Annotated in this window: 20 protein-coding genes; 11 read left to right on the top strand and 9 right to left on the bottom strand. The window is 68.2% G+C overall.

What is annotated here, in order from left to right; genetic code table 11:
• The first annotated feature begins 1 nt into the window (after position 1).
• Together G369_RS0131625 and G369_RS0131620 are read left to right on the top strand one after the other, a co-directional pair.
• Positions 2 to 1,228: a tetratricopeptide repeat protein gene (locus G369_RS0131625; RefSeq protein ID WP_019658090.1), complete on the top strand. Its 1,227-nt coding sequence runs from the start codon at positions 2 to 4 to the stop codon at positions 1,226 to 1,228.
• Positions 1,215 to 2,378 carry a HupE/UreJ family protein gene (locus G369_RS0131620; protein WP_038116512.1) on the top strand — a complete coding sequence of 388 codons (1,164 nt, stop codon included), beginning with the start codon at positions 1,215 to 1,217 and terminating at the stop codon, positions 2,376 to 2,378. The genes G369_RS0131625 and G369_RS0131620 overlap by 14 nt, the downstream gene beginning before the upstream one ends.
• 10 nt (positions 2,379 to 2,388) lie before the next feature.
• On the opposite strand, the gene G369_RS0131615 is transcribed toward G369_RS0131620, so the two are convergent.
• Both G369_RS0131615 and G369_RS39755 read right to left on the bottom strand, forming a co-directional pair.
• Positions 2,389 to 4,431 carry a TonB-dependent receptor gene (locus G369_RS0131615; RefSeq protein ID WP_019658088.1) on the bottom strand — a complete coding sequence of 681 codons (2,043 nt, stop codon included), beginning with the start codon at positions 4,429 to 4,431 and terminating at the stop codon, positions 2,389 to 2,391.
• A 207-nt stretch (positions 4,432 to 4,638) separates the two neighbouring features.
• Positions 4,639 to 5,490, bottom strand: a complete 852-nt coding sequence (locus G369_RS39755) for a LysR substrate-binding domain-containing protein (protein ID WP_019658087.1) — start codon at positions 5,488 to 5,490, stop codon at positions 4,639 to 4,641.
• 88 nt (positions 5,491 to 5,578) lie between these two features.
• On the opposite strand from G369_RS39755, the gene G369_RS0131605 reads away from it, so the two are divergent.
• Entirely contained in the window at positions 5,579 to 6,481 is a 903-nt protein-coding gene (locus G369_RS0131605) for a DMT family transporter (protein ID WP_019658086.1), read from the top strand.
• Between the two features lie 28 nt (positions 6,482 to 6,509).
• On the opposite strand, the gene G369_RS0131600 is transcribed toward G369_RS0131605, so the two are convergent.
• The 7 genes from G369_RS0131600 to G369_RS0131565 form a co-directional block, all read right to left on the bottom strand.
• The gene (locus G369_RS0131600; protein WP_019658085.1) at positions 6,510 to 6,965 is read right to left on the bottom strand and encodes a hypothetical protein; all 456 of its coding nucleotides are present in this window, start codon (positions 6,963 to 6,965) and stop codon (positions 6,510 to 6,512) included.
• Positions 6,966 to 7,058: 93 nt separating this feature from the next.
• A complete protein-coding gene (locus G369_RS0131595) occupies positions 7,059 to 7,616 on the bottom strand; it encodes a hypothetical protein (RefSeq protein WP_208604414.1) in 558 nt (185 codons plus the stop codon).
• A 194-nt stretch (positions 7,617 to 7,810) separates the two neighbouring features.
• Positions 7,811 to 10,210: a DNA polymerase II gene (locus G369_RS0131590; RefSeq protein ID WP_019658083.1), complete on the bottom strand. Its 2,400-nt coding sequence runs from the start codon at positions 10,208 to 10,210 to the stop codon at positions 7,811 to 7,813.
• A gap of 216 nt (positions 10,211 to 10,426) precedes the next feature.
• Complete coding sequence (locus tag G369_RS0131580) at positions 10,427 to 10,921, bottom strand: Lrp/AsnC family transcriptional regulator (protein WP_019658082.1); 495 nt, start codon at positions 10,919 to 10,921, stop codon at positions 10,427 to 10,429.
• A gap of 74 nt (positions 10,922 to 10,995) precedes the next feature.
• Positions 10,996 to 12,399 (bottom strand): aspartate aminotransferase family protein, encoded by a 1,404-nt coding sequence (locus G369_RS0131575; protein WP_019658081.1) that lies wholly within the window; start codon positions 12,397 to 12,399, stop codon positions 10,996 to 10,998.
• A gap of 185 nt (positions 12,400 to 12,584) precedes the next feature.
• The gene (locus tag G369_RS0131570) at positions 12,585 to 13,523 is read right to left on the bottom strand and encodes a 2-hydroxyacid dehydrogenase (protein WP_019658080.1); all 939 of its coding nucleotides are present in this window, start codon (positions 13,521 to 13,523) and stop codon (positions 12,585 to 12,587) included.
• Positions 13,524 to 13,535: 12 nt separating this feature from the next.
• The gene (locus G369_RS0131565) at positions 13,536 to 14,414 is read right to left on the bottom strand and encodes a GNAT family N-acetyltransferase (RefSeq protein ID WP_019658079.1); all 879 of its coding nucleotides are present in this window, start codon (positions 14,412 to 14,414) and stop codon (positions 13,536 to 13,538) included.
• 604 nt (positions 14,415 to 15,018) lie between these two features.
• Here G369_RS0131565 and G369_RS0131560 point away from each other — a divergent pair.
• The 8 genes from G369_RS0131560 to G369_RS0131525 all read left to right on the top strand — a co-directional run bounded on the left by G369_RS0131560 (position 15,019) and on the right by G369_RS0131525 (position 25,266).
• Positions 15,019 to 15,684, top strand: a complete 666-nt coding sequence (locus tag G369_RS0131560) for a haloacid dehalogenase type II (RefSeq protein WP_019658078.1) — start codon at positions 15,019 to 15,021, stop codon at positions 15,682 to 15,684.
• 43 nt (positions 15,685 to 15,727) lie between these two features.
• The gene (locus tag G369_RS0131555; protein ID WP_019658077.1) at positions 15,728 to 17,020 is read left to right on the top strand and encodes an NAD(P)/FAD-dependent oxidoreductase; all 1,293 of its coding nucleotides are present in this window, start codon (positions 15,728 to 15,730) and stop codon (positions 17,018 to 17,020) included.
• Between the two features lie 83 nt (positions 17,021 to 17,103).
• Positions 17,104 to 18,726, top strand: a complete 1,623-nt coding sequence (locus G369_RS0131550; protein ID WP_019658076.1) for an ABC transporter substrate-binding protein — start codon at positions 17,104 to 17,106, stop codon at positions 18,724 to 18,726.
• A 171-nt stretch (positions 18,727 to 18,897) separates the two neighbouring features.
• Positions 18,898 to 19,854, top strand: coding sequence for an ABC transporter permease (locus G369_RS0131545; protein WP_019658075.1), 957 nt, complete (start codon positions 18,898 to 18,900; stop codon positions 19,852 to 19,854).
• 16 nt (positions 19,855 to 19,870) lie between these two features.
• On the top strand, positions 19,871 to 20,785 hold the full coding sequence (locus G369_RS0131540) for an ABC transporter permease (protein ID WP_020723399.1): 915 nt from the start codon (positions 19,871 to 19,873) through the stop codon (positions 20,783 to 20,785).
• A gap of 120 nt (positions 20,786 to 20,905) precedes the next feature.
• Positions 20,906 to 22,522: an ABC transporter ATP-binding protein gene (locus tag G369_RS0131535; protein WP_019658073.1), complete on the top strand. Its 1,617-nt coding sequence runs from the start codon at positions 20,906 to 20,908 to the stop codon at positions 22,520 to 22,522.
• Positions 22,523 to 22,652: 130 nt separating this feature from the next.
• Positions 22,653 to 23,741 carry a tartrate dehydrogenase gene (locus tag G369_RS0131530; RefSeq protein ID WP_019658072.1) on the top strand — a complete coding sequence of 363 codons (1,089 nt, stop codon included), beginning with the start codon at positions 22,653 to 22,655 and terminating at the stop codon, positions 23,739 to 23,741.
• 46 nt (positions 23,742 to 23,787) lie between these two features.
• Entirely contained in the window at positions 23,788 to 25,266 is a 1,479-nt protein-coding gene (locus G369_RS0131525) for an NAD-dependent succinate-semialdehyde dehydrogenase (protein WP_019658071.1), read from the top strand.
• Positions 25,267 to 25,310: the final 44 nt, after the last annotated feature.

Genomic DNA, 25,310 nt, shown 5'->3' with positions numbered 1-25,310 from the left:
CATGCGCCTGGCCGCATCCGCGAAAGCATGGGCGGCAATCGCCGTGCTCGCCGTGGCCGCTCTCGCGGCGCATGCGGTGCCGCGCGTACCCGCGAGCGACGACGAGGTCGTGGAGACACTGCCCGTCGTCGCTGGATGGTCGAGCCAGCAACACCGGCTGCGCCGCGAACTGGCACAGCGACCGAAGGACGAGGCTACGGCCATCGCTGCGGCCTCGGCCTACCTTGAACTTGCACGTGAACAAGGCGATGCGCGTTACGCCGGTTACGCCATGGGCGCACTGCAGGCCTGGGAGGCCGCACCTCCGGCACAGACGCCGCCCGCCGTGCTGGTCATGCGCGCCACCATCGCGCAGTTCCTTCATGACTTCGATGGCGCCGAGGCCACCCTGAAGGTGGCGCTCGCCCGACGTCCAAACGATGCGCAGGCCTGGATCACGCTCGCCACCATTCTTCGCGTGCGCGGGCGCTACGACGAATCCGATGCCGCCTGCCGCTCGCTCGGGCGGGTGGGCCCGGCCCTGTACGGCGTCGCCTGCCTTGCCGAGAACGCCGGGCTGCGCGGCAACCACGACGACGCCCGACAGGCACTGCAGGCCCTTCTGGCGGAACCGGCGCTGCGCGATGCAGACAAAGCCGGGACTCGCCAATGGCTGCTGACCAGTCTTGCCGAGGTCGAGGAGTTGGCGGGCCGCCAGGCAGAAGCCGACGCGGCCTATCGCAAGGCCGTGGCGGCGCAGCGCTCCGGCTATCTGCTGCTGGCCTACAGCGACTATCTGCAGCGCGTTGGGCGCCACGCCGAGATCCCGAAACTGCTGGCCGACGAGGCGCGCAGCGACGCGGTGCTGCTGCGGCTGGCCATCGCCGGCGCCGCCGCGCGCGGCAAGAGCGCCCAAGGTGCCCAGAGTGCCCAGAGTGCCCAGAGTGCCCAGGCTGCCCACGACGCGGCCGAAGAACTGCGCCAGCGCTTCGAGGCAGCCGCGCTTCGCCCCGGAACCACCGCACTGCATGCGCGTGAAGAAGCCATGTTCGCCCTCGACGTGCAGAACGACCCGAAGCGCGCGCTCGAACTCGCACGCGTGAACGTCAGGCTGCAGCGCGAGCCCATCGACCTGCTGGTGTTCGCGCGAGCCGCGTCGGCCGCCAATGACAGCGCAGCCCGCGGGGAAGTGAAGGCTCTGATGCAGCAGATCGGACTGAAGGATGCCCGTGTCGATGCAACACCGTGAACGCGTCGCGCTCTTCGTGCTGCTGGTGACTGCGCTGCTTTTCGGGTCGGCGGCGGCCCACGCCCACAAGGCGAGCGATGCCTACCTGCAGTTGCAGCGCACCGGCGACACGATCGACCTGCGCTGGGACATTGCGCTGCGCGACCTCGACGCGATGCTCGACCTGGACGCCAACGCCGACCGGAAGCTCAGCTGGGGTGAAGTGCGCACCCGGTTGGCGGACATCCGGGCCTATGCGCTCGCGCGCCTGCGTCTGCAGCAGGGCCGGTGCGCGCTGGTTGAAGCGCAGGTACCCGCGGTCGAGGACCGCATCGACGGTGCCTACCTCGTTCTCCAGCTGCAGGCGCATTGCGAGGCTGGCGCCGCGCTCGACATCGACTACCGCCTGTTCCGCGAAGTCGATCCCACGCATCGCGGCCTGCTGCGCGTCGAAGCGGCGGGCGGAGCACAGCCCGTGGTGCTGTCGCTCGATCCGTCGGCGGGACCGGTGTCCCTGGCCTGGCCGGGCTCGCAGGGTGCTGCGGACACGGCCACGCGTCCCGACGGCAGCTTCTTTCGCGACGGCATTCATCACATTCTCATCGGCTATGACCACATCCTGTTCCTGATCTGCCTGCTGCTGCCGGCCGTGCTGCGCCGTCGCGGCGGCGGCTGGGAGCCCGTGCTCGCCTGGCGCGAGGCGGTGTGGCCGATGCTGGGCATCGTCACCATGTTCACCATCGCGCACTCGATCACGCTGGCCCTCGCGGGGCTGAAGATCGTGACCATCTCGCCGCGCATCATTGAGCCCGGCATCGCGATCACCATCATGCTCGCCGCCATCGACAACATCCATCCGGTGCTGCGCGGGCGCCGAAAGCTCTTCGGCTTCCTGTTCGGCCTCATTCATGGCTTCGGCTTTGCGGGGGCGCTGGCCGAGCTCGAGCTGCCGCTGCGCGATTTCGTGATCGCGCTGCTGCAGTTCAACCTGGGCGTGGAGGCCGGCCAGCTCATGGTCGTGGCCGTGGTGCTCGTCGTATTGCTGGCGCTGCGCAACTGGCAGCGCTATCCGGTCCTGGTGCTGCGCGGTGGCTCGGCGCTGGCCGTGCTGGTGGCGGCCATCTGGCTCGGCGAGCGGGTGCTCGATGTGAAGGTGCTGCCTTTCGCCTGAAGCGCGGGGCTCAGAAGGTGTACCGCGCGCTGATGCGCACGCTGCGCGGCTCCGTCGGGTGCACATGGCGGTCGTTCACGCCGCCGCTGCAGCTGCCGCTGACCACCTCGCCCGCCGTGCACGAAGCGTAGTAGTACTCCATGTCGTTGCCCTTGCGCCCGGCCAGGTTGAACACGTCCAATCCCAGCGTGAGCTGCCGGTTGACTGCATAGCGCGCGCCAAAATTGAGCAGCGTGGTGGCGCGCGAGCGCACGGCGTTCAGCGTATCGAGCGCGCGCGGCCCCATGTAGCGCAGCCGCAATGACGCGGTCAGCGGCCCCTCGATGTAGGTGATGCCGGCCGCCAGCACGCGCTCGATGGCGTTGTCCACATGGTTGCCCTCGCCTTCCGGCGCCACGCCCTTGAAACGGGCGCGCGACACGGCGGCGTCCACCTCGAGGCGCCAGGCGCGGTCGAAGTTCCACCGCAGCGTGGCCTCGAGTCCGCGGCGCGTGCTCGCGCGGCCCGGCTCGGTGGTGCCCGCGTCGCCGACGTAGACCAGTTCGGAAGCCAGGTCGAGCTTCCACAGCGCCACGGTGGCCGTGAGATTTTCGTGGGGCTGGAAACGCCAGCCGACTTCCGCGCCGCGACCTTTCACCAGCGCAGGCACGCGATCGGCCGCGTCGCCGGTCTTCGGGTCGACGGTGATGGTGGCACCGCGCACGTCGTTGCTGTGGAAGCCCACGCCCGCATTGAAATAGAACTCGTGAGCCGGCGTGGGCGCGAAGGCCAGACCGAACTTGGGGCTTAGCTGCGCGTCGTGCCCCCTGCCGCTGTTGAGCGGGCCGAAGACGGGCTCGCGGCCTTGGACGTCGTAGCGCAGCGCGTCGCCGCGCAGGCCCACGTAGCCGCGCCAACGGTCGCTGAAACTGACCAGCTGCTGCCCGTACACGGCGAACGAATCCTGCGAAACCTTGTCGTTGCGCACCGTGCCCAAGCGCCGGCGCGCCTCCGTGTCGTAGAGGCCGACTTCGCCGATGCGGTCGCCGCGCCATTGCGCCCCCAGACTCAGCACACCGTCGAGACCGGCGATCCTGTTGGCCATCGTGTGCGAGCCCTGCGCGCCGAAGACGCGGCGGCGGTCGGTCTGTTCGAACTGGTCGCCGTTGTCCGGGTTGTCGAGGAAGTAGGTGAAATCGGAGAACAGATCGAAGCGGTAGTCGATGGCGTAGGCGCTGAACTCGGTATCGCCGCTTGGCCCCTTGTCGAACCACTTGCCGGACAGGCTGATGCGCCGGGTCTTTCCACCGTCGGTCGGATTCAGGCTGTCGAAGCGCTGCAGTTCTCCGCTGTCGATCAGTCGCTGCGGCACCTGGTCGGTCGAGGTCCATCGGCTGCTGTAGGCCATGGCGGTGACGCTGAAGCCGCGCGTCTGCGAGCCCTGCGAATAGCGCAGCACGGCGTTGGCCTTCCTCAGCTTCTCCGGCACGTTCCAGGGGCCGCTGTTGCCTTCGAGTTCGACGGCGCCGAGCCAGGTCTGGTCCTGCACGGTGCGCGAGCCTGCGGCCAGCAGGCGGCGGAAGCCGTGCGAGCCCACCGTCATCTCGGCAAAGGGCGAATCGAGCGCGCTGAAATAGTCGAGTGAGGCGCTGCCCGCAAGCGAGAAATCGCCGCTGTGCACGAAGTACGGGCCCTTGCGGTAGCGCACGCCGGACACCAGCTCGGGAATCAGGAAGTTCAGATCCGCATAGCCCTGGCCATGGCCGTGCGTCGGCATGTTGACCGGCATGCCGTCGACCGTGACCGCGAAGTCGGTACCGTGGTCGAGGTTGAAGCCGCGCAGGAAATACTGGTTGGCCTTGCCGTCGCCCGAGTGTTGAGTGGCCACCACACCGGGCACCGCTTCAACGATGTCGCCCGGGCGCAGCTTCGGTCGCGACTGATAGGACTCCCGCTCCACCGCGCCCTCGCTCGCGCTATCGGCACTGCCAATGCTTGCATCGCGCGGCCCTTGCACCTGGATCTCCGGGAGATGGTTTTCCTGTGCATGGGCGACAGGGCAGCCAGCCAGCATGCCGATCCAAACTGAATGAGACACGGCGGCCAGCCTTCGCATCAACGCTCCAATCGAAGAAAAGCCGCGAATCCATGGCGCGACTTCCTTTCCATACGGGGACCTCTTCATATCGGATTCAAAAGCCAGGAGCGATCGGAGAAATTCTCCGGGCGACCGAAAGACGCACGGAGCCGATCGACAAGGCGCCCCTTTCCGGGCCTGCTCTCAGCGACCGACGGCCTGCACGATCTGCTCGGCCAGAAGCGATGCCGCACGGGGCAGGTTGCGCGCGCGGTGCAGCCGGATATCCGCCGCAGGCAGCCGCGGCAGGTTCTCGGCCTCGGACAAGGCCCGCAATCTTGCCGGAAAGGTCCCTGACTTCACGACCGTCACCGCCAGGCCTTGCGCTGCGATGGATTCCACGGCCGCAAGCCCGTGGCTGACGAATGCAAGCCGCCAGGCAATCCTGGCGCTGTCGAGCGCTTCGGTGGCCCATTCGCGGAACAGGCATCCCCGGGGATAGAGGGCGACAGGCAGCGGATGCTGCAACTCCACCGGGTGCGAGGCCGAGGTGGCCCACACGGCCTGCTCCTGCCGAAGCAGTTCGCCGCCGCCCTGGCCATGCGGATGCATCGCGATCACGACGTCGAAATCCTTGCCCAGGCGCTGCGGCATGCGGGCCGTGAGGCCGGTTTCCATTTCGACACGGATGTGCGGATAGTCGGCCGCGAAGCGCGCGAGCACCGGCGGCATGACGTGTGTGCCGTAGTCGTCCATGACGCCCAGGCGTACCCTGCCCTCCACCTTGTGCTGCTGCAGTTGGCCGACGGCCTCGTCGCCCAGTTGCAGGATCCGGCGCGCGTAGCCGAGCAGTCTTTCGCCTGCGAGGCTCAACTCGACATGGACTTTCGTGCGATGGAAAAGAGCGGTGCCCACCCGCTCCTCCAGCCGCATGACCTGCATGCTCACTGCGGACTGCGTGCGGTTCAGCGCCGTCGCCGCACGGGTGAAGGAGCGGTGTTCGGCCACTGCCACGAACGCCTTCAGCAGATCGGGATCGAGCGATGGAAGAGTCATTTCATTCCCTGATGAGATGCATCAAATTAATTCGATTGATTGATGATAGTGAGGCTTCTACGCTGCCGCCACGACAACGACCTGGAGCATGAACGTGGGAGAACTTGCGGGCGTCGCGGCCGCCGTGCTGTCCAGCGCACTGGGCGGAGCAGCGGTGGGCGGGACGCGTTACGTGGCCGGAGCGGTCGACCCGATCGCTCTCGGCGCGTTCCGCTTCGGCATCGGCTTCTGCCTGCTGCTGCCGATGGCGCTGCTGGGCAGCCGCAGCGAGCGCTGGCCTGCGCGACGCGACTGGCCGGCGACCGTTGCGTTGGGACTGCTGTTCTTCGGACTCTTCCCGCTGCTCTTCAACGCCTCGCTGCACTACACCTCGGCTGCGCGCGGGGCGCTCTCGCTGTCCGCCTTGCCGCTGCTGACCATGACCGTGGCCGGTGTCCTGCGCATCGAACCGTTCACCCGCCGCAAGACGGTCGGTGTGCTGGTCGCCATGACGGGCGTGGCCCTGTCCCTGTTCTCGGACCTGCGAACGGCGCCGCCAGGCGCGTGGCGAGGCGATCTGCTGATGCTGGCAGCGGCGCTGTGCATGGCTTTCTACAGCGTCGGCTCGCGCGCGGTGATACGTCGGTCGGGGCCGCTCTCCTTCACCGTCCTGGCGATGGCGGCCGGCGCGTTGTGCCTCGCGAGCATCGCCTGGCATGCGGGGAGCTTCGCGCCCGTGGCCCGCTTCGGCATGGCCCAGTGGCTGGCTGTCGCCTACCTCGGCGTGTTCGGCGGCGCCATCGGTTTCTTTCTCTGGGCCTTTGCGCTGGGGCGTACCACACCCACGCGCGTGGCGATCTCGGTGACGGTCAATCCGGTCGCCGCGGGCCTGGTCGGCGCCTGGCTCTTGGCGGAGCCGTTGCGTTGGGGCTTGGTGGTCGGGCTGCTGGCGGTGCTGGCAGGCATCGTGATCGCGGCGAGTGGCGGGGCGAACGTGCGGGTCGAAGGCTAGCGTTTAGACGGCCTCGCTGTGCCGATGGCTACCCTCTGTAGAGGCTGGCCGACAAGCCGTTTATCTGGGGACCGCCGAGCGTGCAGCCGTCGAGGGATCCACCCGCATTGAGCGCATTTTTCAAGGCGTCGACCACGGAGCTCATCTCTGCAATGTTTTGAAAGCGTGCCCGGGGTCCATCGTGGAAAGTGCGCAGCGCAATAGGCAATGCATGCACGAAAACGGGCTCGGCGTTCAGGGGGATGTGTTGCCAGACACCGTTCTCATCCCTTGCCTGGAAGCAGTCCGGCAGCTTCAAGGTCGGGCACAGGTGCGCGGCCAAGACGAGGCCGAACGCCTCTGGGATGCAGTCGCGCAAGCGGCACGCATCAAGCTCGTTGCCTACCAGCGCATGGAACTGGACCTCGAGGAGTTCGTCGGTTGCGTTGTCTGCTGCGAGCATTTCGATGGCTCGTGCGACGGTATCGGCAGAAACGTCGTTCATCGGGTTTGGCGAGGTGACAACGCCTGTGGATATCGACGGTTCCGCCAGGGATTTCCGCGTTCGTGGTCACATCCAAGCTGCGTTGGCGCACTTTCAGGTATCGGGCCGCGGGTCTTCGTCTGTGACGGAGAGATCGACCAGAACCCGGACTTCGCGCGTGATGCGTCCGGGCATCTCGAAGACCAGCGTGATGTGGCCCTTGACGCGCTCGAAAGGCTTGTCCAGCTTCACGTGGAAACCCCGTTGACTGCTCAGGACATGGTCGTAGGTCCAGAGCGCGAAATCCTGCAACGCCGCCGCCTTGCTGCTCTCCTTCACTTGCAGCTTCTCATTCTTCTCGTTGATGAGTTCGTAATCCTTGATCTCGTAGGTCACGAAGTCGGCGATGTCGTCGTTCTTGTTGGTGATGTGGCCGTTGCGCTTGTACTCGTCGAGCTTGATCTTGGGCAGCGGGTAGTAAGCCAGCAGGTCGAACTCTCTCGCCGGCTTCTTCTTGATCAGCGTGAGGTCGGAGTTGATGACCAGCACATGTGCGCCGAGCTGCGTCAGCAACGCTCTCGCCTGATCGGCAGAGTACGGATAAGGCTGTGCCGAGTGGGCGTGGCCAGCGAACAGTGCAGAAAGAAAAAGCAGCTGCAGCAACTTCTTCATCGAAGAACGCATGTCTGGTGGATTGCAGAAGCAAGAGGGCGGGTGGTCTTGAATCCTAGCATCGCCACACGGGCCTCCAAAGCGCCGGGAGCCGGCACGCCGTTCGGCAATCCACGGCTCGCGGCCCTCATCAGGCATGCGGCTGCTGATCGAGCGCGTTCGTCGCAGGCGGTCGAACCCACGCTCGTCCGGTGTCAGAAAAGATGCTGCTGCGAGCTCGTCAACGCCGCGAAGCTGGCCCCCATCGGCTGGAGGATGGCATCGGCGATCGGCTGCAGCTGCCTGCCCAGGTAGTGGTCGTAGTCGATGCGTGAATGGCGGGCCTCCAGCGGCTCTGGGCCGGTGCGGGTCATGACGTACTGGATCCAGCCGCCGTTCTGGTATTGCTTCGGCCGATGGAGGCGGTCGTTGTGCTCGTCGGCCAGGCGCGCGGCGCGGACCTGCGGCGGCACGTTGACGAGGTAGGCGTCCAGGCGATGGCGCAGGCGCTTCCTGTAGACGAGCAGTTCGTCCTTGGCGCCGGAAAGCGTCGAGCGCACGTACTCCCTCACGAACTCCTCGTAGGGCTCGCCCCGGAAGATCCGCGACAGCAGCCCTTCCTGGAACTGCCGTGCCAGCGGCGTCCAGTCGCTGCGGGCCATCTCCAGGCCGCGGTAGATCATCTCCTCCTTGCCGTCGGCGTCCTTGCTCAGGCCGGCATAGCGCTTCTTGCTGCCCACGTCCGAACCGCGGATGGTGGGCATGAAGAACTTGCTGTAGTGGGTGTCGAACTCGATCTCCAGGAAGTTCTCGAGGTCGTGGGTCTCGCGAAGCGTGCTCGTCCACCAGTCGTTGATGTCCTTCACCAGGCCTGCCGCAACGGCATGCGCCTCCTCGTTGGTGTGGGTGCGGCCGAGCCAGATGAAGATGGAGTCGGTGTCGCCGTAGATGGCTTCGTAGCCTCTGCGCTCCACGAATTCGCGCGTGAGCTTCATCATCTCGTGCCCGCGCAGGGTGACGGCGGACACCAGCTTGGGATTGAAGAAGCGGCATTCGGACGCGCCCAGCACGCCGGCGAACGAGTTCATCAGCAGCTTCAGCGCTTGCGACAGCGGTTCGTTCCGGGCCCGCTTGGCTTCGTCCCGCGCGCGCCAGAGCGTGGTCACGATCTCCGGCAGGCAGTGCCTGGTGCGCGAGAAGGTGGTGCCCTGGGGGCCGCGCACGATCAGGCGCGGATCGCCTCCGGCGCTGCCGCCTTCCACGAGGCCGACGGGATCGACGAGGAAGGTCCGGATGATCGATGGATAGAGGCTCTTGTAGTCCAGGACCACGACGGAGTCGTAGAACCCCGGTTTCGAGTCCATCACGTAGCCCCCGGGGTAGGCCTTGCTCGGGATCTCGCCGACGTTCGGCGCCACGTAGCCGAGGCGGTGCATGCGCGGCAGGTAGTGGTGGCTGAAGGCCGCGATGGAGCCGCCGAAATGGTCCATCTGCAGGCCCGTGGTCTGGGCGCGTTCCATCACGAACTGCAGCAGCTTCGCCTTCTCGAAGATGCGCAGCACCAGCTCGCAATCGCGGATGTTGTAGTGAGCGAGTGCGGGCTTGTCTTCCTGGTAGCGCCGCTCGATCTCGGCCATCTTGTCGTACTCGTCGCCGATGGCCTTGCCTTCGCCCAGCAGCGACTGCGAGACGTTCTCCAGGCTGAAGGAGGGAAAGCTCCACATCGCGGCCCGCAGTGCCTCGATGCCGTCAACGATCACCCGCCCCGGCGTGGAGGCGAACAGATAGCCCTGCTTTCCGGGATGAGTGCGCCAGTCCAGCGGGCGCCGCTCCCGTCCCGGCAGAAAGGGCGCGCCGCAATCGTCGGCGGTCTTCTGCAGCACCCGCAGGTCGAACTGGATCACGCTCCAGCCGACGATGACGTCCGGATCGTTGCGCTCGAACCAGTCGTTGAGCCGTTCGATCATGGCCTTGCGGCTTTGGCAGTAGACGAGGGAGAAGTCCTGCCGCTCCTCTTCCCCGCCCTGCCCGGCTGGCGGGTCGCCGAGCATGAAGACGGTGCGATCCTGCGCGGCGTCCAGTGCGATCGAATAGAGCGCCTCGTACTGGCTGGTCTCGATGTCCAGCGACACCATCTTCAGCGCCGGGCGGTAGTCGGGCGCCGGTCTGAGCCGGCAATCGACCAGCGCGCCGCGGTCGAGGCGCCCTCCTTCCGCCGCCACGCCTGCCGTGATGAACCGCTCCATCAGATGGCGGTCCGGCGGGCGCACGTCGGCCTCGAGCAGCGGAATGTCTTGCGCGCGAAGGGTGCGCGCAAGCCGGCCGATCTGGCGGAAGTGCTTCGCATAGAGGCCGACGACCGGCTCCTGCTGGAAGGTCTTGAGATCGAGCTCGCGGATCTCCACCCCTGGCATGGCGGCAAGCGCCGCCTCCACCGCCGCGCGGTGCCGGGCGGCGACGAACGCGACGGAGGTCTGGGCGGTCAGCACGACTTTCAGCGGCCCGGCGTCCGTTGCCAGCCAGTATTCGATCTCCGTGCCCGCCGCGGCGTCCCGCCAATGGCGGGTCAGGATGAAGCCCTTGAGTTCGGTGGGCGCCGTGGGAGGCAGAGGCATGGAAATGAGAAAGGCAGGCTCGGTGACAACCGATTCTTGCGCAGTCGCCGCGACCTTTCGCGGGCCTCGCATCCATGGCAGGCGTTCGCACCTGCGGCCCCGAGCGGAATGCCGGGGGCAGCCCGACCGGCCGCAAAACACCGATCTACCGGAGCCTCCAGGCGCGGGTCGATGTTTTCAACCCGCCAGAAACCGCCCGGGCGGCGCCGGCACGATTCAACGGGGGTGAGGAAAGAGCCTTTCTATCGGGCAATGCGTCTTGATGAACGGCGACTTGATCACGATGTAGCTGAAGTACTTGGAGATGCCGATGTTGCGCTCGAGCAGCCCCTCGATCACTTCCTGGTAGTGGTTCACGCCACGCGTGAGAAAGCGCAGCAGGTAGTCGTAGCCCCCGCTCACCAGGTGGCACTCGAGCACCTCGTCCACTTCGCGGATCGCGGCCTCGAAGCGCACGAAATCCTCGCGGTGATGGTCCTGCAGCGTGACTTCGGTGAACACCGTCAGCGCATCGCCGAGCTTCTCCAGCCGCAGGTGCGCGCCGTAGCCGGCGATGTAGCCGGCCTGCTCCAGCCGCTTCACTCGGATCAGGCATGGGCTGGGCGACAGGCCGACCGCGTCCGCGAGATCGACGTTGGTCATGCGCCCGTTCTTCTGCAGCTGGGCCAGGATGCGCAGGTCGAGTCGGTCGATCTTGAAGGCTTCAGACATGGCAGTCCTGAAAAAAAGCGAAACAGGTCCTGATTCTGCTTTGCCGACGCGGCGCCGGGTCAGTGCTTTCCCGGTCAGGCGGCCAGCGCGGCGCGCACGTCGGGGGCGTCGAGCACGTCGTCGAGCGTTTTCTCAAGCCGTGCGAAGAGCTGCGCGAACTCGTCCTCGGTGAAGGTGAGCGCAGGCGCGAAGCCGAGGATGTGGTCCCCGAAGGAGCGAAACACCAGGCCGTTGCGGTAGCCGGCCGCGAAGATGCGGTCGGACAGCCCCAGCGCCGGGTCGAAGCGGCGCTTGCTGGCCTTGTCGCTCACCAGCTCCAGCGCCCCCACCAGGCCGCGGTGGCGAGCGTCGCCCACCAGCGGATGCGCGCGCAGCGCGTCGAGCCCGGCCGCGAAATGCACCGCCCCGCGCTGGCCGTTGGCGAGGACGCCGCCCTCCTCGTAGAGCCGCAGCACCTCGAGCGCGACGGCGGCACCCACCGGGTGCGCGGAGTACGTCGCGCCGTGGCCGACAGGCGCTCCCGCAGGGGCACCGTCGGCGATACCGGCGTAGACCTTCTCGGACATCAGGGTCGCGCCCATCGGCACGTAGCCGGCGGTCAGGCCCTTGGCCACGGTCATCAGGTCGGGCTCCACGCCTTCGGCCTCGCAGGCGAACATGGGACCGGTGCGGCCGAAGCCGGTGATGACCTCGTCGACCAGGAAGAGGATGTCGAGCTCGCGCGCGGCGTCGCGCATGGCCTTGAGCCAGCCCTTGGGCGGCACGATGACGCCGCCCGAACCCTGGATCGGCTCGCAGAAGAAGGCCGCCACGTTGTCGGCGCCCAGCTCGGCCACCTTGGCGCGCAGCGCCGCGACCGAGGAGGCGATCAGCGCCTGCGGATCGGCGCCGTGCTCGTGGCGGTAGGCATACGGCGAGGGGATGTAGTGCTGCGTGGGCAGCGGCAGGTCGAAGCCGCGATGGAACACGGGCAGCGCTGTGAGGCCCGCGCCGGTCGACGAAGAGCCGTGGTAGCCGCGCTCCAGCGAGATGAACTGCTTCTTCGACGGCCGGCCGATGGCGTTGTAGTACTGCACGATGAAGCGCACGGCGGCATCCACCGAATCGGAGCCGCCCAGCGTGAGGTACACGCGGGTCAGCGATGCCGGCGTGATCTGCACCAGCTTCTGCGCGAGGCGGATGGCAGGCTCGCTGCTGAAGTGGAAGTAGCCTGTGGCGTACGGCAGCCGGCGCATCTGCTCGGTCGCGGCCTGCACCACGCTCTCCTGGCCGTAGCCCACGTTCACGCACCACAGGCCTGCGAAGGCGTCGAGCAGCCGGTGGCCGTTGGTGTCGGTGAGCCATGCGCCCTCTCCGGAGGCCAGCACGGTGGGCCCGCGCTGCTCGTGCATGCGCCAGGGCGAGACGGGGTGGATGAGGTGGGCGCGGTCGATCGCGTCGAGCGCGGCTTGCTGGGGCAGTGCGGTGGGGTGCGTCATGGGTGTGAAGATGCGAGAGCGAGGGAAGCTTTCGATGCCTTCAGCTTAGGCGGCACCCCGCACGAGGTGATGCTGCTTTGAGGGTGTCGCACGAAGCACGCTGCGGTTGTTGCGCCGCGTACAGCAGATCGTGCGGTCGACGCGGCGACCCCGTCCTTCTGCGCTTCTCGTCGCGGCTTCTCTTCTCAATACCCGCGTGCGCGGTCGACCAGCCCGAGCATCCGCTCGCCGGCCTCGAAGCGCTCGATGTTGTCGAGCAGCACCTCGGCAGCGCTCAGCGGCTGCGTCATGCTCGCGATGTGCGGTGTGAGCTGGATGTGCGGATGCCGCCAGAACGCGTGCCCGGGCGGCAGAGGCTCGGGGTCGGTCACGTCGAGCACCGCCTCTGCGATGCGTCCGCCTTCGAGTGCGGCCAGCAGGTCGGCATCGACCAGCTGCGGCCCGCGTCCGACGTGCACGAGCGAAGCGCCCTCGGGCAGCTGCGAGAACAGGCGCGCGTCGAGAAAGCCGCGCGTCGAGTCGGTCAGCGGCAGCAGGCATACGAGGATGTCGGTGCGCGCGAGGAAGGCCGGCAGCTCATCGGCACCGGCGTGGCATTGCACCCTATCGACCTCGTGGCGCGAGCGGCTCCAGCCCGCGCAGTCGAAGCCCAGCGCGACGAGCTGCGCCAGCACGGCCTGCCCGAGCGATCCCAGGCCGAGCACGCCCACGCGCCGTTCGCCCGCCGTGCGCACCGGCAGCGGCTTCCAGCGCGCCTCCTGCTGCTGGCGCCGATACTGCGGCATGTCGCGGTGCAGGCCGAGCACCGCATGCGTCACATACTCGACCATCCCGCGCACGATGCCGGGTTCGACCATGCGCACCACCGGCAGCGCGGGCGGCAACGACGCGAAGTCGAACTGGTCGACGCCTGCGCCGGAAGAGAACAGCACCTTCAGATGCGGAAAGCGCGTGCCCAGGTCGTCGGGCGGCTCCCATGCCGCGAGGAAGCGCACCTTCGCGGGATCGCCGACGTCCGGCCAGATGCGGAAGTCGATGTCCGGCCGGCGGCGGCCGAACACTTCGGCCCATTGGCGTCCCCGGACGGGATCGGACTTGTAGAGGAAGGTGAAGGAGGTGTCCACAGGGGTGCTCCTTCAGCCCACGGCCTGCGTCACGAGCGCGAACAGGGCCGGCGCTTCCGCAGGCCTGGCCAGGGGCGCGCCGCGCACCATCGTCGTGGGCGCATCCACGCGCAGCAGGCCGATCGCTTCCAGCCATTCCGCCAGGCCGCTGTCGAAATCGATGTCGATGCGCGTGAAGTTGCCCGCATTCAGGCCGGCAAGGTGCGCGATCAAGGCCTTCGCGCCCTCGGCATCGGGCGCGACCACCGGACCGATGGCATGGCCCCGGCCGAAGCGGCGCAGCATGGCGAAGCCCTTCGCGGTGTTGTCGTGGTCGAGCACCACGCAGGCGTCGGCCCCCTGCAGCAGTTCGGCGATGAGCGCCTCTCGCGGCATGCCCCGCGCTGCGGTGTCCAGGGCCTGCAGCGCGGGCAGTTCGTTGAGGCCCGCCGGGCGCAGGCGCCAGCCTTGCTGCAGCGCGATCAGCGGTGCGGGCTGGGCGATGCCCTGGTGCTGCCGGACCTCGCCGGTCCGCACAAAACCCAGGCGCTCGTAGAGTCCGCGCCCCTGCGAGGTGGCGTGCAGCAGCAGCGAGCGGTCTTCCATGCCGTCGAGCAGCGAGCGCATGAGCCGATGCCCGATGCGGCGTCCCTGGCATGCGGGGGTGACGATCACCAGGCCGATGGTGGCGTGGCGCTCGCCCCAGCGCCACCGCAGGCCGGTGCCGACGAGCTCGCCGTCGCGCTCGGCCGCGATGCCTTCGGCATGCGCGAAGACCTGCTCCCAGTCTGCCAGCCGGTGCGGCCAGCGCAAATCGGCAGACAGCGCGTGCGCTTGCGGCAGGTCGGCGGAAGTCATCGGTCTGAGCACCACGCCATCCGTGGTCGGTGCGTTCTCAGGGGCTTCGGACATCGGAATCTCTCTGTATGTTGCGACGGGAATTCGCTCCATCTTGGACGACATTGCGGCGCCGCACCAGACCGGATGGCGCTTTCGCTGCAACTCGCAAGCTTCGCCTGCCAGGCGCCCTCTTCCCGCAATTTGCTGCGGTGGCGCGCCCGCATACGAACACAAATGCCGCGACGGTTTGCCTAGCATCGACCGGCCGTCTCGGCCGTCCCGGTCACTTCCCCACGCCGCGCCAACTTCCATGCAGCCCATCGCCATGCGAGCCTCCGGTCGACCCCCTCACAAGCGCCTTTGCACCGCATCCTCGAAGCACGCTTCATGCCCTTCGACGCGGGACGGCGACCTCATGGCGGCGCAGTCCGGCATGCGCACGCAGCGTGCATCAAGAACGTGCGCAACAGCCTCGCGGCGGCGCGCCAAGGTGCATGTCCGCACGTGCGCGGGGCAGACCGCACGCCATGCTGTTGCCGCTACCACAAACCGCAGCTTTGGTTTCGACGGCACCTGTTTTCCCTACATACGTCATGCAGCTGCGTGCTGCAATCAATCCGTAATGAGCTTGTCGCAATTGCCTTCCCTGCCCTCCCTTTGAAAAGGACCCGACACCATGAGCTTCCGTCCCAAATACGTGACCTTCGACTGCTACGGCACCCTCACCCGGTTCCGCATGAAGGAGATGGCCGCCGACCTGTTCGCCGACCGCATCCCCGCAGAACGCATGGAGGAGTTCCATGCGGACTTCACGGCCTACCGCTTCGACGAGGTGCTGGGCGACTGGAAGCCCTACGAGGTCGTGCTCAAGAACGCAGTGCGGCGCCTCTGCAAGAAATGGAAGATCCAGTACTTCGACGCGGACGCGCAGAAGATCTACGACGCCGTACCGACCTGGACCCCGCATGACGACGTGCCGGCCGGCCTCGCGAAAGTCGCCAAGGAGATCCCGCTGGTGATCCTCTCGAATGCCTCGGACGACCAGATCCAGAAGAACGTGGCGATGCTCGGCGCGCCCTTCTACCGCGTCTACACCGCGCAGCAGGCGCAGGCCTACAAGCCGCGGCTGAAGGCCTTCGAGTACATGTTCGACTCGCTCGGCTGCAACCCGGAGGACGTGCTGCACGTTTCGTCCAGCATGCGCTACGACCTGATGTCGGCGGACGACCTGGGCATCGTCAACAAGGTCTTCGTCAACCGCGGCCACGGCCCGGGCAACCCGGCCTATCGCTACACCGAGATCAAGGACATCGGCGGCCTTCCCGGCGTCGTCGGTCTTTGATCGCATCGCGGTCTCCCTGCCTCGCCCCGTTGCCCGCCCCGCCATGAAGCTCGACTCCTACTGGACCGATAGCGCTGCAGCCTTCACGCCTGCAGCGCATGCGCTGCCGGAACAGGTCGACGTCGCGATCGTCGGCGGCGGGTTCACGGGCCTGTCCGCGGCGCTGGCGCTGGCGAAGCGCGGCGCGCGCGTCGCTGTCCTGGAGGCCGGTGCGCGCGTGGCGGCGGAGGCCTCGGGCCGCAATGGCGGGCATGTCAACAACGGGCTGGCCGTGGACTATGCCGATGTGGCCGCCAAGGTCGGCGTCGAAAAGGCCCGCGCCTGGTATCGGGCCTACGACGCCGCAGTGGACACCGTGGCGCGTCTGGTACGCGACGAGGCGATCGACTGCGATTTCCTGCGGCACGGCAAGCTCAAGCTCGCCACGCGGCCTGGCCAGATGGAGGCGCTCGAGCGCAGCGCTCGGCGCCTGATCGACGACGGCGTGGACACCGACGTCGAACTCCTGGATGCGGCGCGGGTGCGCGCCGAGGTGCAGAGCGAGCGCTTCCACGGCGGCCTTCTCTACAAGCGCAGCGGCCAGATGCACATGGGCCGCTTCGCCCATGGCCTGGCCGAGGCGGCGCAGCGCCACGGCGCGCAGATCCACACCGCCACGACGGTGAACCGGCTCGAGCGGCTCGGCCAGGGCCACGCACACCGGCTGCACACCTCACGCGGCACCGTCACCGCGCAGCAGGTCCTGCTGGCCACGGGTGCCACGCGCCATGGCGGCTACGGCAGCTTCGGCTGGCTGCGCCGGCGCATCGTTCCGATCGGCAGCTTCATCGTCGTGACCGAGCCGCTCGGCGCGCAGCGCGCACAGGCGCTGCTGTCGGCGCGGCGCACGTACACGACGATCGCGAACATCCATCACTATTTCCGGCTCACGGCCGATCACCGGCTGGTGTTCGGCGGGCGCGCGCGATTCGCGATCTCCAGCCCCCAGTCGGATGCCGCGAGCGGCGAGATCCTGCGCGCCGGGCTCGCGGAAACCTTTCCGCAACTGGGTGCCGTGCGCCTGGACTACTGCTGGGGCGGGCTGGTCGACATGACGCAGGACCGCCTGCCTCACGCCGGCGAGCGCGACGGCCTCTACTACGCCATGGGCTACAGCGGCCACGGCACGCAGATGTCGGTGCACATGGGCGAGCGCATTGCCGCCGTGATGAACGGCGATGCCGGCGCCAACCCCTGGCGCGACCGGGCCTGGCCCGCCATTCCCGGGCACTTCGGCCCGCCGTGGTTCCTTCCGGCCGTCGGCCTCTACTACTCGCTCAAGGACAAGCTGGCCTGAGCGCGCAGCGAGTCCGACCCGTTTCGTTCAGCGTTCGTTTTGTTCTTCAACCCCGGTCACCGGCCACACAGGAGTAACCCATCATGAGCGACAGCAGCAACAAGAGGTTCGAAGACCTCGTCGGTCCCGGCGAAAGCCTTCGCGTGATGAGCGCGTTGAAACGCGGCGCGTCGCGACGCGACGTGCTTGCGATGCTGATGGCCGGCGGCATGCAGGTCACGCTGGCGGGCAGCCTCGCGGGCATGGCGGTGTCCGCCCACGCGCAGACGCCGAGGCGCGGCGGGCGCATCCGCGTGGCGGGCGCCACTGCTGCGGCAACCGACACGCTCGATCCGGCCAAGCAGTCGAACCAGACCGATTACTCGCGCTGCAACATGGTCTACAACGGCCTGACCTCGCTCGACGGCAGCCTCACGCCGCAACCCGCGCTGGCCGAATCGTTCACCACCAAGGATGCCAAGGTCTGGGTCTTCACGCTGCGCAAGGGCGTGGTGTTCCACGACGGCAAGCCGCTCGCGCCCGCCGACGTGGTGTTCTCGGTGATGCGCCACAAGGACGCGGCCACCGCCTCCAAGGCCAAGGTGCTCGCCGACCAGATCGAGAGCGTGAAGGCCACGGGTCCGAACGAAGTGACGATCGTGCTTAGCGCGCCCAACGCCGACCTGCCGGTGATCCTCGGCACCTACCACTTCCACATCGTCAAGGACGGCACCACCGACTTCAACGCCGGCATCGGCACGGGCCCCTACAAGCTCAAGGAGTTCAAGCCCGGCATCCGTTCGGTGGTGGTGCGCAACGAGGCCTACTGGAAGCCCGGCAAGCCCTACCTCGAGGAGATCGAGTTCGTGGGCATCGGCGACGAGAGCGCGCGCGTCAACGCGCTGGTGTCGGGCGGCATGGACCTGGTGGGCTCGGTCAATCCGCGTTCGGTGGAACGCGTGAAGGGCACGCCGGGCTTCGGCATCTTCGTCACCCAGTCGGGCCAGTATTCCGACCTGATCATGCGCAAGGATGTGGGCCCCGGCGCCAACCCCGATTTCGTGCTCGGCATGAAGCACCTGTTCGATCGCGAGCAGATGAAGAAGACCATCGCGCTCGACTACGCGGTGGTGGCCAACGACCAGCCCATCGATCCGACCAACCGATTCCACTTCGCCGGACTGCCCCAGCGCCCCTTCGACCCGGAGAAGGCGAAGTTCCACCTGCAGAAGTCCGGCGTCACCGGCAAGGTGCCGCTGGTGGCGTCGCCCGCGGCGCTGTACTCGGTGGAGATGTCCCTGCTGTTGCAGCAGGCGGCGCAGCGCGCGGGCCTGGAGCTCGACATCAAGCGCATGCCGGCCGACGGCTACTGGTCGAACCACTGGCTCAACAGCCACGTCGGCTTCGGCAACGTGAACCCGCGCCCCAGTGCCGACGTGCTGCTCACGCAGTTCTTCCAGTCGAACGCGGCGTGGAACGAGTCGCGCTGGAAGAGCGAGAAGTTCGACCAGCTGCTGCTGGCCTCGCGCGCCGAAACCGACCTGGCCAAGCGCAAGCAGATGTACGCCGACATGCAGACCATGATCCACCAGGACGCGGGCCTCGGCATTCCGATGTTCCTGGCCAGCATCGACGGCCACACCTCCAAGCTCAAGGGCCTGTCGCCGATTCCGCTGGGCGGGCTCATGGGCTACAACTTCGCGGAGAACGTGTGGCTGGAGGCATGAGCACACCCCCAGGCTTCGCGCACTTCGTGTCGCTGCGCCAACCCCCTTGCAGGGGGCGACACCTGCGGCCCGGCAAAGCCGGTTCCGCGGTGTCCCGCGAACCGGCGGGGCTGCGCCGGCCTACGGCGGCGCACGGTGGCAAGTGGCCGATGGTTGACCGGAGCAGCTGACATGAATCAGGTGATCCTCAAGCTCCTTGCCCAGCGCATTGCGCTCGCGCTGCTGTCGCTGCTGGCGGTGTCGGTGATCGTGTTCTCGATCACTGCGGTGCTGCCCGGCGACGCGGCCGAGGAGCAACTCGGGCAGGACGCCACGCCGGAGGCGCTGGCCGCGCTGCGTGCGCAGATGGGGCTGGATGTGCCGGCGCCGAAGCGCTATGCGCAGTGGCTGGCGGGCATGGCCAGGGGCGACATGGGGCGCTCGTCCACGACGCAGATGCCGGTGTCGGAGCTGGTCGCGAGCCGGCTGCCCAACTCGCTGCTGCTGGCTGCCGTCACGGCCCTGTTCTCGGTGCCGATCGCGCTCATGCTGGGCATCGCCTCGGCGGTGTGGCGCGGCTCGTGGTTCGACCGCGCGGCCTCGACCTCGGCGGTGGCGGTGGTGTCGGTGCCGGAGTTCCTGGTGGCGACGCTCGCGGTGCTGGTGTTCGCGGTGAAGCTGCGCTGGCTGCCGGCGCTGTCCTTCGTCAGCGACATCGATTCGCTCGGCCAGATGCTGCAGGCCTTCGCGATGCCCGTGCTGGTGCTGTGCTGCGTGATCGTCGCGCAGATGATGCGCATGACGCGCGCCGCCGTGATCGACCAGCTGGAGGCGCCCTACATCGAGATGGTGCGGCTCAAGGGCGCATCGCCGATGCGCACGGTGCTGGCGCACGCGCTGCCCAACGCGGTGGGGCCGATCGCCAACGCCGTGGCGCTGAGCCTGTCGTATCTGCTCGGCGGGGTGATCATCGTGGAGACCATCTTCAACTACCCGGGCATCGCCAAGCTGATGGTCGATGGCGTCTCGCAGCGCGACATGCCGCTGGTGCAGACCTGCGCCATGATCTTCTGCGGCGCCTACCTGCTCCTGGTGACCGCCGCCGACGTCTGCGGCATCCTTGCCAATCCGCGCCTGCGGCATGGCTGACCAAGGAGAAGCCATCATGGAATCGTCCTCCACTCCTTCGACTCGCCTGAGCGCAGCCGCCCCGGTGACGCCGCCGACCACGGGAAGCGCACGGCACGGCGGGCCGCTGCGCTGGCTCGCAGGATTCGGCCCCTCGGGGCTGATCGGCCTCGCGGTGCTGCTCTTCTGGGTGCTCTCGGCGGCGCTCGGCCCCTGGCTGCTCTCGTTGCGCCCGGCGGGCGCCGGCACCTCGAACGTCTTCGCGCCGATCAGCGCGGCGCACTGGCTCGGCACCGACTACCTGGGCCGCGACATGCTCGTGCTCATCATCGAGGGCGCGCGCTACACGGTCGGCGTGGCGCTGCTGGCGACGCTGCTGGCCAGCGGCACGGGCACCGTCCTGGCGCTGCTGGCGGCCGCGAGCGGCCGCTGGATCGACGCGACGCTCAGCCGCGTCCTCGACACGCTCACCGCCATCCCGAGCAAGATGTTCGCGCTCATCATGGTGGCGGGCTTCGGCTCGTCGGTGCCGATGCTGGTGGTCACGGCGGCGATCATCTACGTTCCCGGTGCCTACCGCATCGCGCGTTCGCTGGCCGTGAACATCAATGCGCTCGACTACGTCACGGTGGCTCGCGCGCGCGGCGAAGGAACGCTCTACATCATGCTGCGCGAGATCCTGCCCAACATCGTCGGCCCGATGCTGGCCGACCTGGGGCTGCGGTTCGTCTACATCGTGCTGCTGCTGGCGAGCCTGAGCTTCCTGGGCCTGGGCATCCAGCCGCCGGCCGCCGACTGGGGTTCTCTGGTACGAGAGAACATCGGCGCGCTGGCCATGGGCGGCGCCTCGGTGATCGTGCCGGCGCTCGCCATCGCGAGCCTGACCATCGCGGTCAACCTGGTGATCGACAACCTTCCGGGGCGTCAGGCCCGCGAACGAGGAGCACGCTGATGAAACCCATCCCCAGGCTTGCCCGCTTCGTGCGGCAGCCGACCTCCACGACGGCGGCGACACCGGTGGCCCGGCAAGGCCGGCTCCGCATTGTTCCTGGCGCAGACGGGAGCCGATGACATGGGCGCGAACCTGATCGTCGAAGGGCTTTGCATCCATGCGGGTGCCGCCATGCTGGTCGACAACCTGAGCTTCTCCGTGCAGCCCGGCGAGGTGCTGGCGCTGATCGGCGAATCGGGCTCCGGCAAGACAACCACCGCGCTCGCGCTGATGGGCCATGCGCGCCACGGCTGCCGCATCTCCGGCGGCCGGGTGCGCATCGGCGACACGGAAGTGCTGGCGCTCGATCCGCGGGCGCAGCGTGCGTTGCGCGGCCGAACCGTGGCCTACATCGCGCAGAGCGCCGCGGCCTCGTTCAACCCCTCGCGCACGATCATGGACCAGGTGGTGGAGCCCACCGTGATCCACGGCCTGTGCAGGCGCGCCGAGGCCGAGGCGAAGGCGGTGCAGCTCTTCCGCGAGCTGGCGCTGCCGGATCCGGAGCGCATCGGCACGCGCTATCCGCACCAGGTCTCGGGCGGCCAGCTGCAGCGGCTGATGGCGGCGATGGCGCTGATCGGCGACCCCGACCTCGTGATCCTCGACGAGCCGACCACGGCGCTGGACGTGACCACGCAGATCGAGGTGCTGCGCGCCTTCCGCCGCGTGGTGCGGGAGCGCCGCGCCACCGCGGTGTACGTGAGCCACGACCTCGCGGTGGTGGCGCAGATGGCCGACCACATCCTGGTGCTGCGCAACGGCAGCATGCGCGAGCTGAACGCGACCGGCCGGATCCTCGCCGCGCCGGCCGACGACTACACGAAGAGCCTGCTGGCCGCGGCGCGCCCGCAGGCCCGCCCGCCCGCCGATGCCGCGAACGACGGCCGGGAGCTGCTGCTCGAGGTGCGGCAGCTCTGCGCCGGCTACGGCCCGGTGGATGCGCAGGGACGTTGCGCCAAGCCGATCCTGCAGGACATCGACCTGAAGCTCTACCGCGGCCAGGCCATCGGCGTGATCGGCGAATCGGGCTCGGGCAAGACCACGCTGGCGCGCGCGGTGGCGGGACTGCTCAAGCCCGGCAGCGGCAGCGTGCTGTTCCGCGGCCGTGAACTGAAGCCGACGCTGCAGCAGCGCGAGCGCGACGAGCTGCGCCGCATCCAGATCGTGTTCCAGATGGCCGACACGGCGCTGAACCCGTCGCAGTCCATCGAGCGCATCCTGGCGCGGCCGCTGGAGTTCTACAAGGGCCTGCGCGGCGAGCCGCTGCGCAGGCGCATCCACGAGCTGCTCGACCTGGTGAAGCTGCCGCAGACCGTGGCCGGGCGCCTGCCGGGCGGTCTTTCGGGCGGGCAGAAGCAGCGCGTGAACCTCGCGCGGGCGCTCGCGGCCGAGCCCGACCTGATCCTGTGCGACGAGGTGACTTCCGCGCTCGACACCGTGGTGGGTGCGGCGGTGCTCGACCTCATGGCGGAGTTGCGGCGCGAGCTGGGCGTGTCGTACCTCTTCATCAGCCACGACCTGCACACGGTGCGCGCGGTGTGCGACGAGATCGTCGTGATGCAGCACGGCCGCAAGCTCGCGCAGGTGGCACGCGCCGACTACGACCGGGGCCCGCACCACCCCTACTACGAGCTGCTCGCGCGCTCCGTGCCGGAGCTGCGCCAGGGCTGGCTCGACGAGATGGACCGCAGGGCATGAGCTTCGCCCCCAGGCTCTGCCCGCTTCGCGTGGCTGCCGACCCCCTCTTCCGGGGGCAACACCAACGGCCCGGCAAAGACGGTTTCCTGGTGTTCCTGGAAGAACCCCGCCCGCTTGATGGAGAACCGAGATGACACCCACCTTCCGCATCGCAGTGATTCCCGGCGACGGCATCGGCAAGGAGGTGATGCCCGAGGGCGTGCGCGTGGTACAGGCCGCCGCAGAGCGCTTCGGCTTCGAACTCGATTGCCGCTACCTCGACTGGGCCTGCGCCGACTACCACGCGGCGCACGGCCGGATGATGCCGGACGACTGGAAGGAGCAGCTCAAGGGCGTCGACGCGCTGTACTTCGGCGCCGTCGGCTGGCCCGCGACGGTGCCTGATCACGTGTCGCTGTGGGGATCGCTGCTGAAGTTCCGGCGCGAGTTCGACCAGTACATCAACCTGCGGCCGGTGCGCCTGTTCGAGGGCGTGCCCTGTCCGCTGGCCGGCCGCAGCCCGGGCGACATCGACTACCTCGTGGTGCGCGAGAACACCGAGGGCGAGTACACCTCGCTCGGCGGTGTGATGTACGAAGGCACCGAGCGGGAGATCGTGATCCAGGAGTCGGTGTTCTCGCGCCACGGCGCCGACCGCGTGCTGCGCTTCGCCTACGAGACCGCGCGTGCGCGCGGGCGCAGGCACCTGACGGTGGCCACCAAGAGCAACGGCATCGCCATCAGCATGCCCTGGTGGGACGCGCGCGCCGATGCGGTCGGTGCCGACTACCCCGAGGTGACGGTGGACAAGCAGCACATCGACATCCTGTCGGCGCGGTTCGTGCTGCAGCCCACGCGCTTCGACGTGGTGGTGGCTAGCAACCTGTTCGGCGACATCCTCTCCGACCTCGGGCCCGCGACCACCGGCACCATCGGCCTGGCGCCCTCGGCCAACCTGAACCCGGAGCGCAGGTTTCCGTCGTTGTTCGAACCGGTGCACGGCTCGGCGCCCGACATCTACGGCCAGAACATCGCCAATCCGATCGCGATGATCTGGTCCGGGGCCCTGATGCTGGATTTCCTCACGCAGGGGCAAGGTCCGGGGCGCGCCGCGCACGACGCGATCCTGGCGGCCATCGAGACCGTACTGCGCGACGGACCGCGCACCCGCGACCTGGGCGGCACGGCTTCCACCACGGAGCTCGGCATGGCGATCGCCGAGCGCGTGGCCGCCGGCTGATCCGGGCACGTTCCCATTCCCTCTCAAGAACCATCAAACAACCACCATGCCTCTCCATATCGAACGCCCGGACCTGATGCCCCGCCGCATGCTCATCGGCACCGACTGGCGCGAAGCCGCCGACGCACGCCGCCTGGACGTGAGCGACCCGGCCACCGACGCCATCTTCGCGAGCGTGCCCGACGGCACGGCCGCCGATGCACGGGCTGCCGTCGATGCGGCCCACGCGGCCTTTCCCGCCTGGCGCGCCGTGCCCGCCAAGCAGCGCGCGCAGATCCTCAAGCGCTGGAACGACCTCGTGATGGCGCACCAGGAAGACCTCGGCAGGCTCATCTCGCGCGAGCAGGGCAAGCCGCTGGCCGAAGGCCGCGGCGAGGTCGCCTATGCGGCCAGCTACATCGAATGGTTCGCCGAGGAGGCGACGCGCGCCAACGGCGAGATCATCCCCGCGCCGGTGGCGGGCCGCCGCATGCTCGCGCTGCGCGAGCCGGTGGGCGTGGTCGCCGCGGTCACGCCGTGGAACTTTCCGGCGGCGATGATCGCGCGCAAGATCGCACCAGCGCTCGCCGCGGGCTGCACGGTGGTGTGCAAGCCCGCCGAGGACACGCCGCTGACCTCGCTCGCGCTCGTGAAGCTGGCTGCCGAGGCCGGCGTTCCCTCCGGCGTGCTGAACATCGTGACCGCCTCGCGGGAGCGCACGCCCGAAGTGGTCGATGCATGGCTCGACGATGTGCGCGTGCGCAAGATCACCTTCACCGGCTCGACGCCCGTGGGCAAGCACCTCGCCCGCCGCTCGGCCGACACGCTGAAGAAGCTCTCGCTGGAGCTCGGCGGGAACGCACCCTTCATCGTGTTCGACGATGCGGACCTCGATGCGGCGGTCGACGGCCTGATGGCCGCCAAGTTCCGCAACGGCGGCCAGACCTGCGTGTCGCCGAACCGTGTGTTCGTGCAGGCCCGCGTGCACGATGCGTTCGTCGACAGGCTGGTGGCGCGGGTGGGCGCGCTCAAGGTGGGCCCCGCCACGCAGGCCGATTCGCAGATCGGTCCGATGATCAATGCACGTGCGGTGGACAAGATCGAGCGCCACGTGAAGGACGCCGTCGCCAGGGGCGCGCGCGTCGTGGTCGGTGGCAAGCGGCTTCGCGACGCGCGCTGCGACGGTCCCAACTATTTCGCGCCCACCGTACTGGTGAACGCCGATGCGACCATGGAATGCAGTTGCGAAGAGACGTTCGGGCCGGTCGTGCCGATCACGCGCTTCGAGTCCGAAGCCGAGGTGATCGCCGCGGCCAACGGCACGCCGTTCGGCCTTGCCGCCTACTTCTATTCGACGGACGTGCGCCGCATCTCGCGCGTGGCAGACGCACTCGAGACCGGCATCGTCGGCATCAACGAAGGCGCGCTGGCCGCCGAGGCCGCACCTTTCGGCGGCGTGAAGGAATCGGGCTACGGCCGAGAAGGCTCCGTGCACGGCCTGGAGGACTACATGCACATCAAGTACGTGTGCCAGGGGCAGCTGTAGCACCTCGCAAGTTTGGATGAACCCGCGCGGCCGGTGACGAACCG

The sequence above is a fragment of the Variovorax atrisoli 110B genome, from assembly GCF_000382045.1.
GTDB classification, from domain to species: Bacteria; Pseudomonadota; Gammaproteobacteria; order Burkholderiales; family Burkholderiaceae_C; genus Variovorax; species Variovorax atrisoli.
The sequence above is the reverse complement of the archived record's forward strand: the minus strand, read 5'-3'. Positions and strand labels throughout refer to the sequence as shown.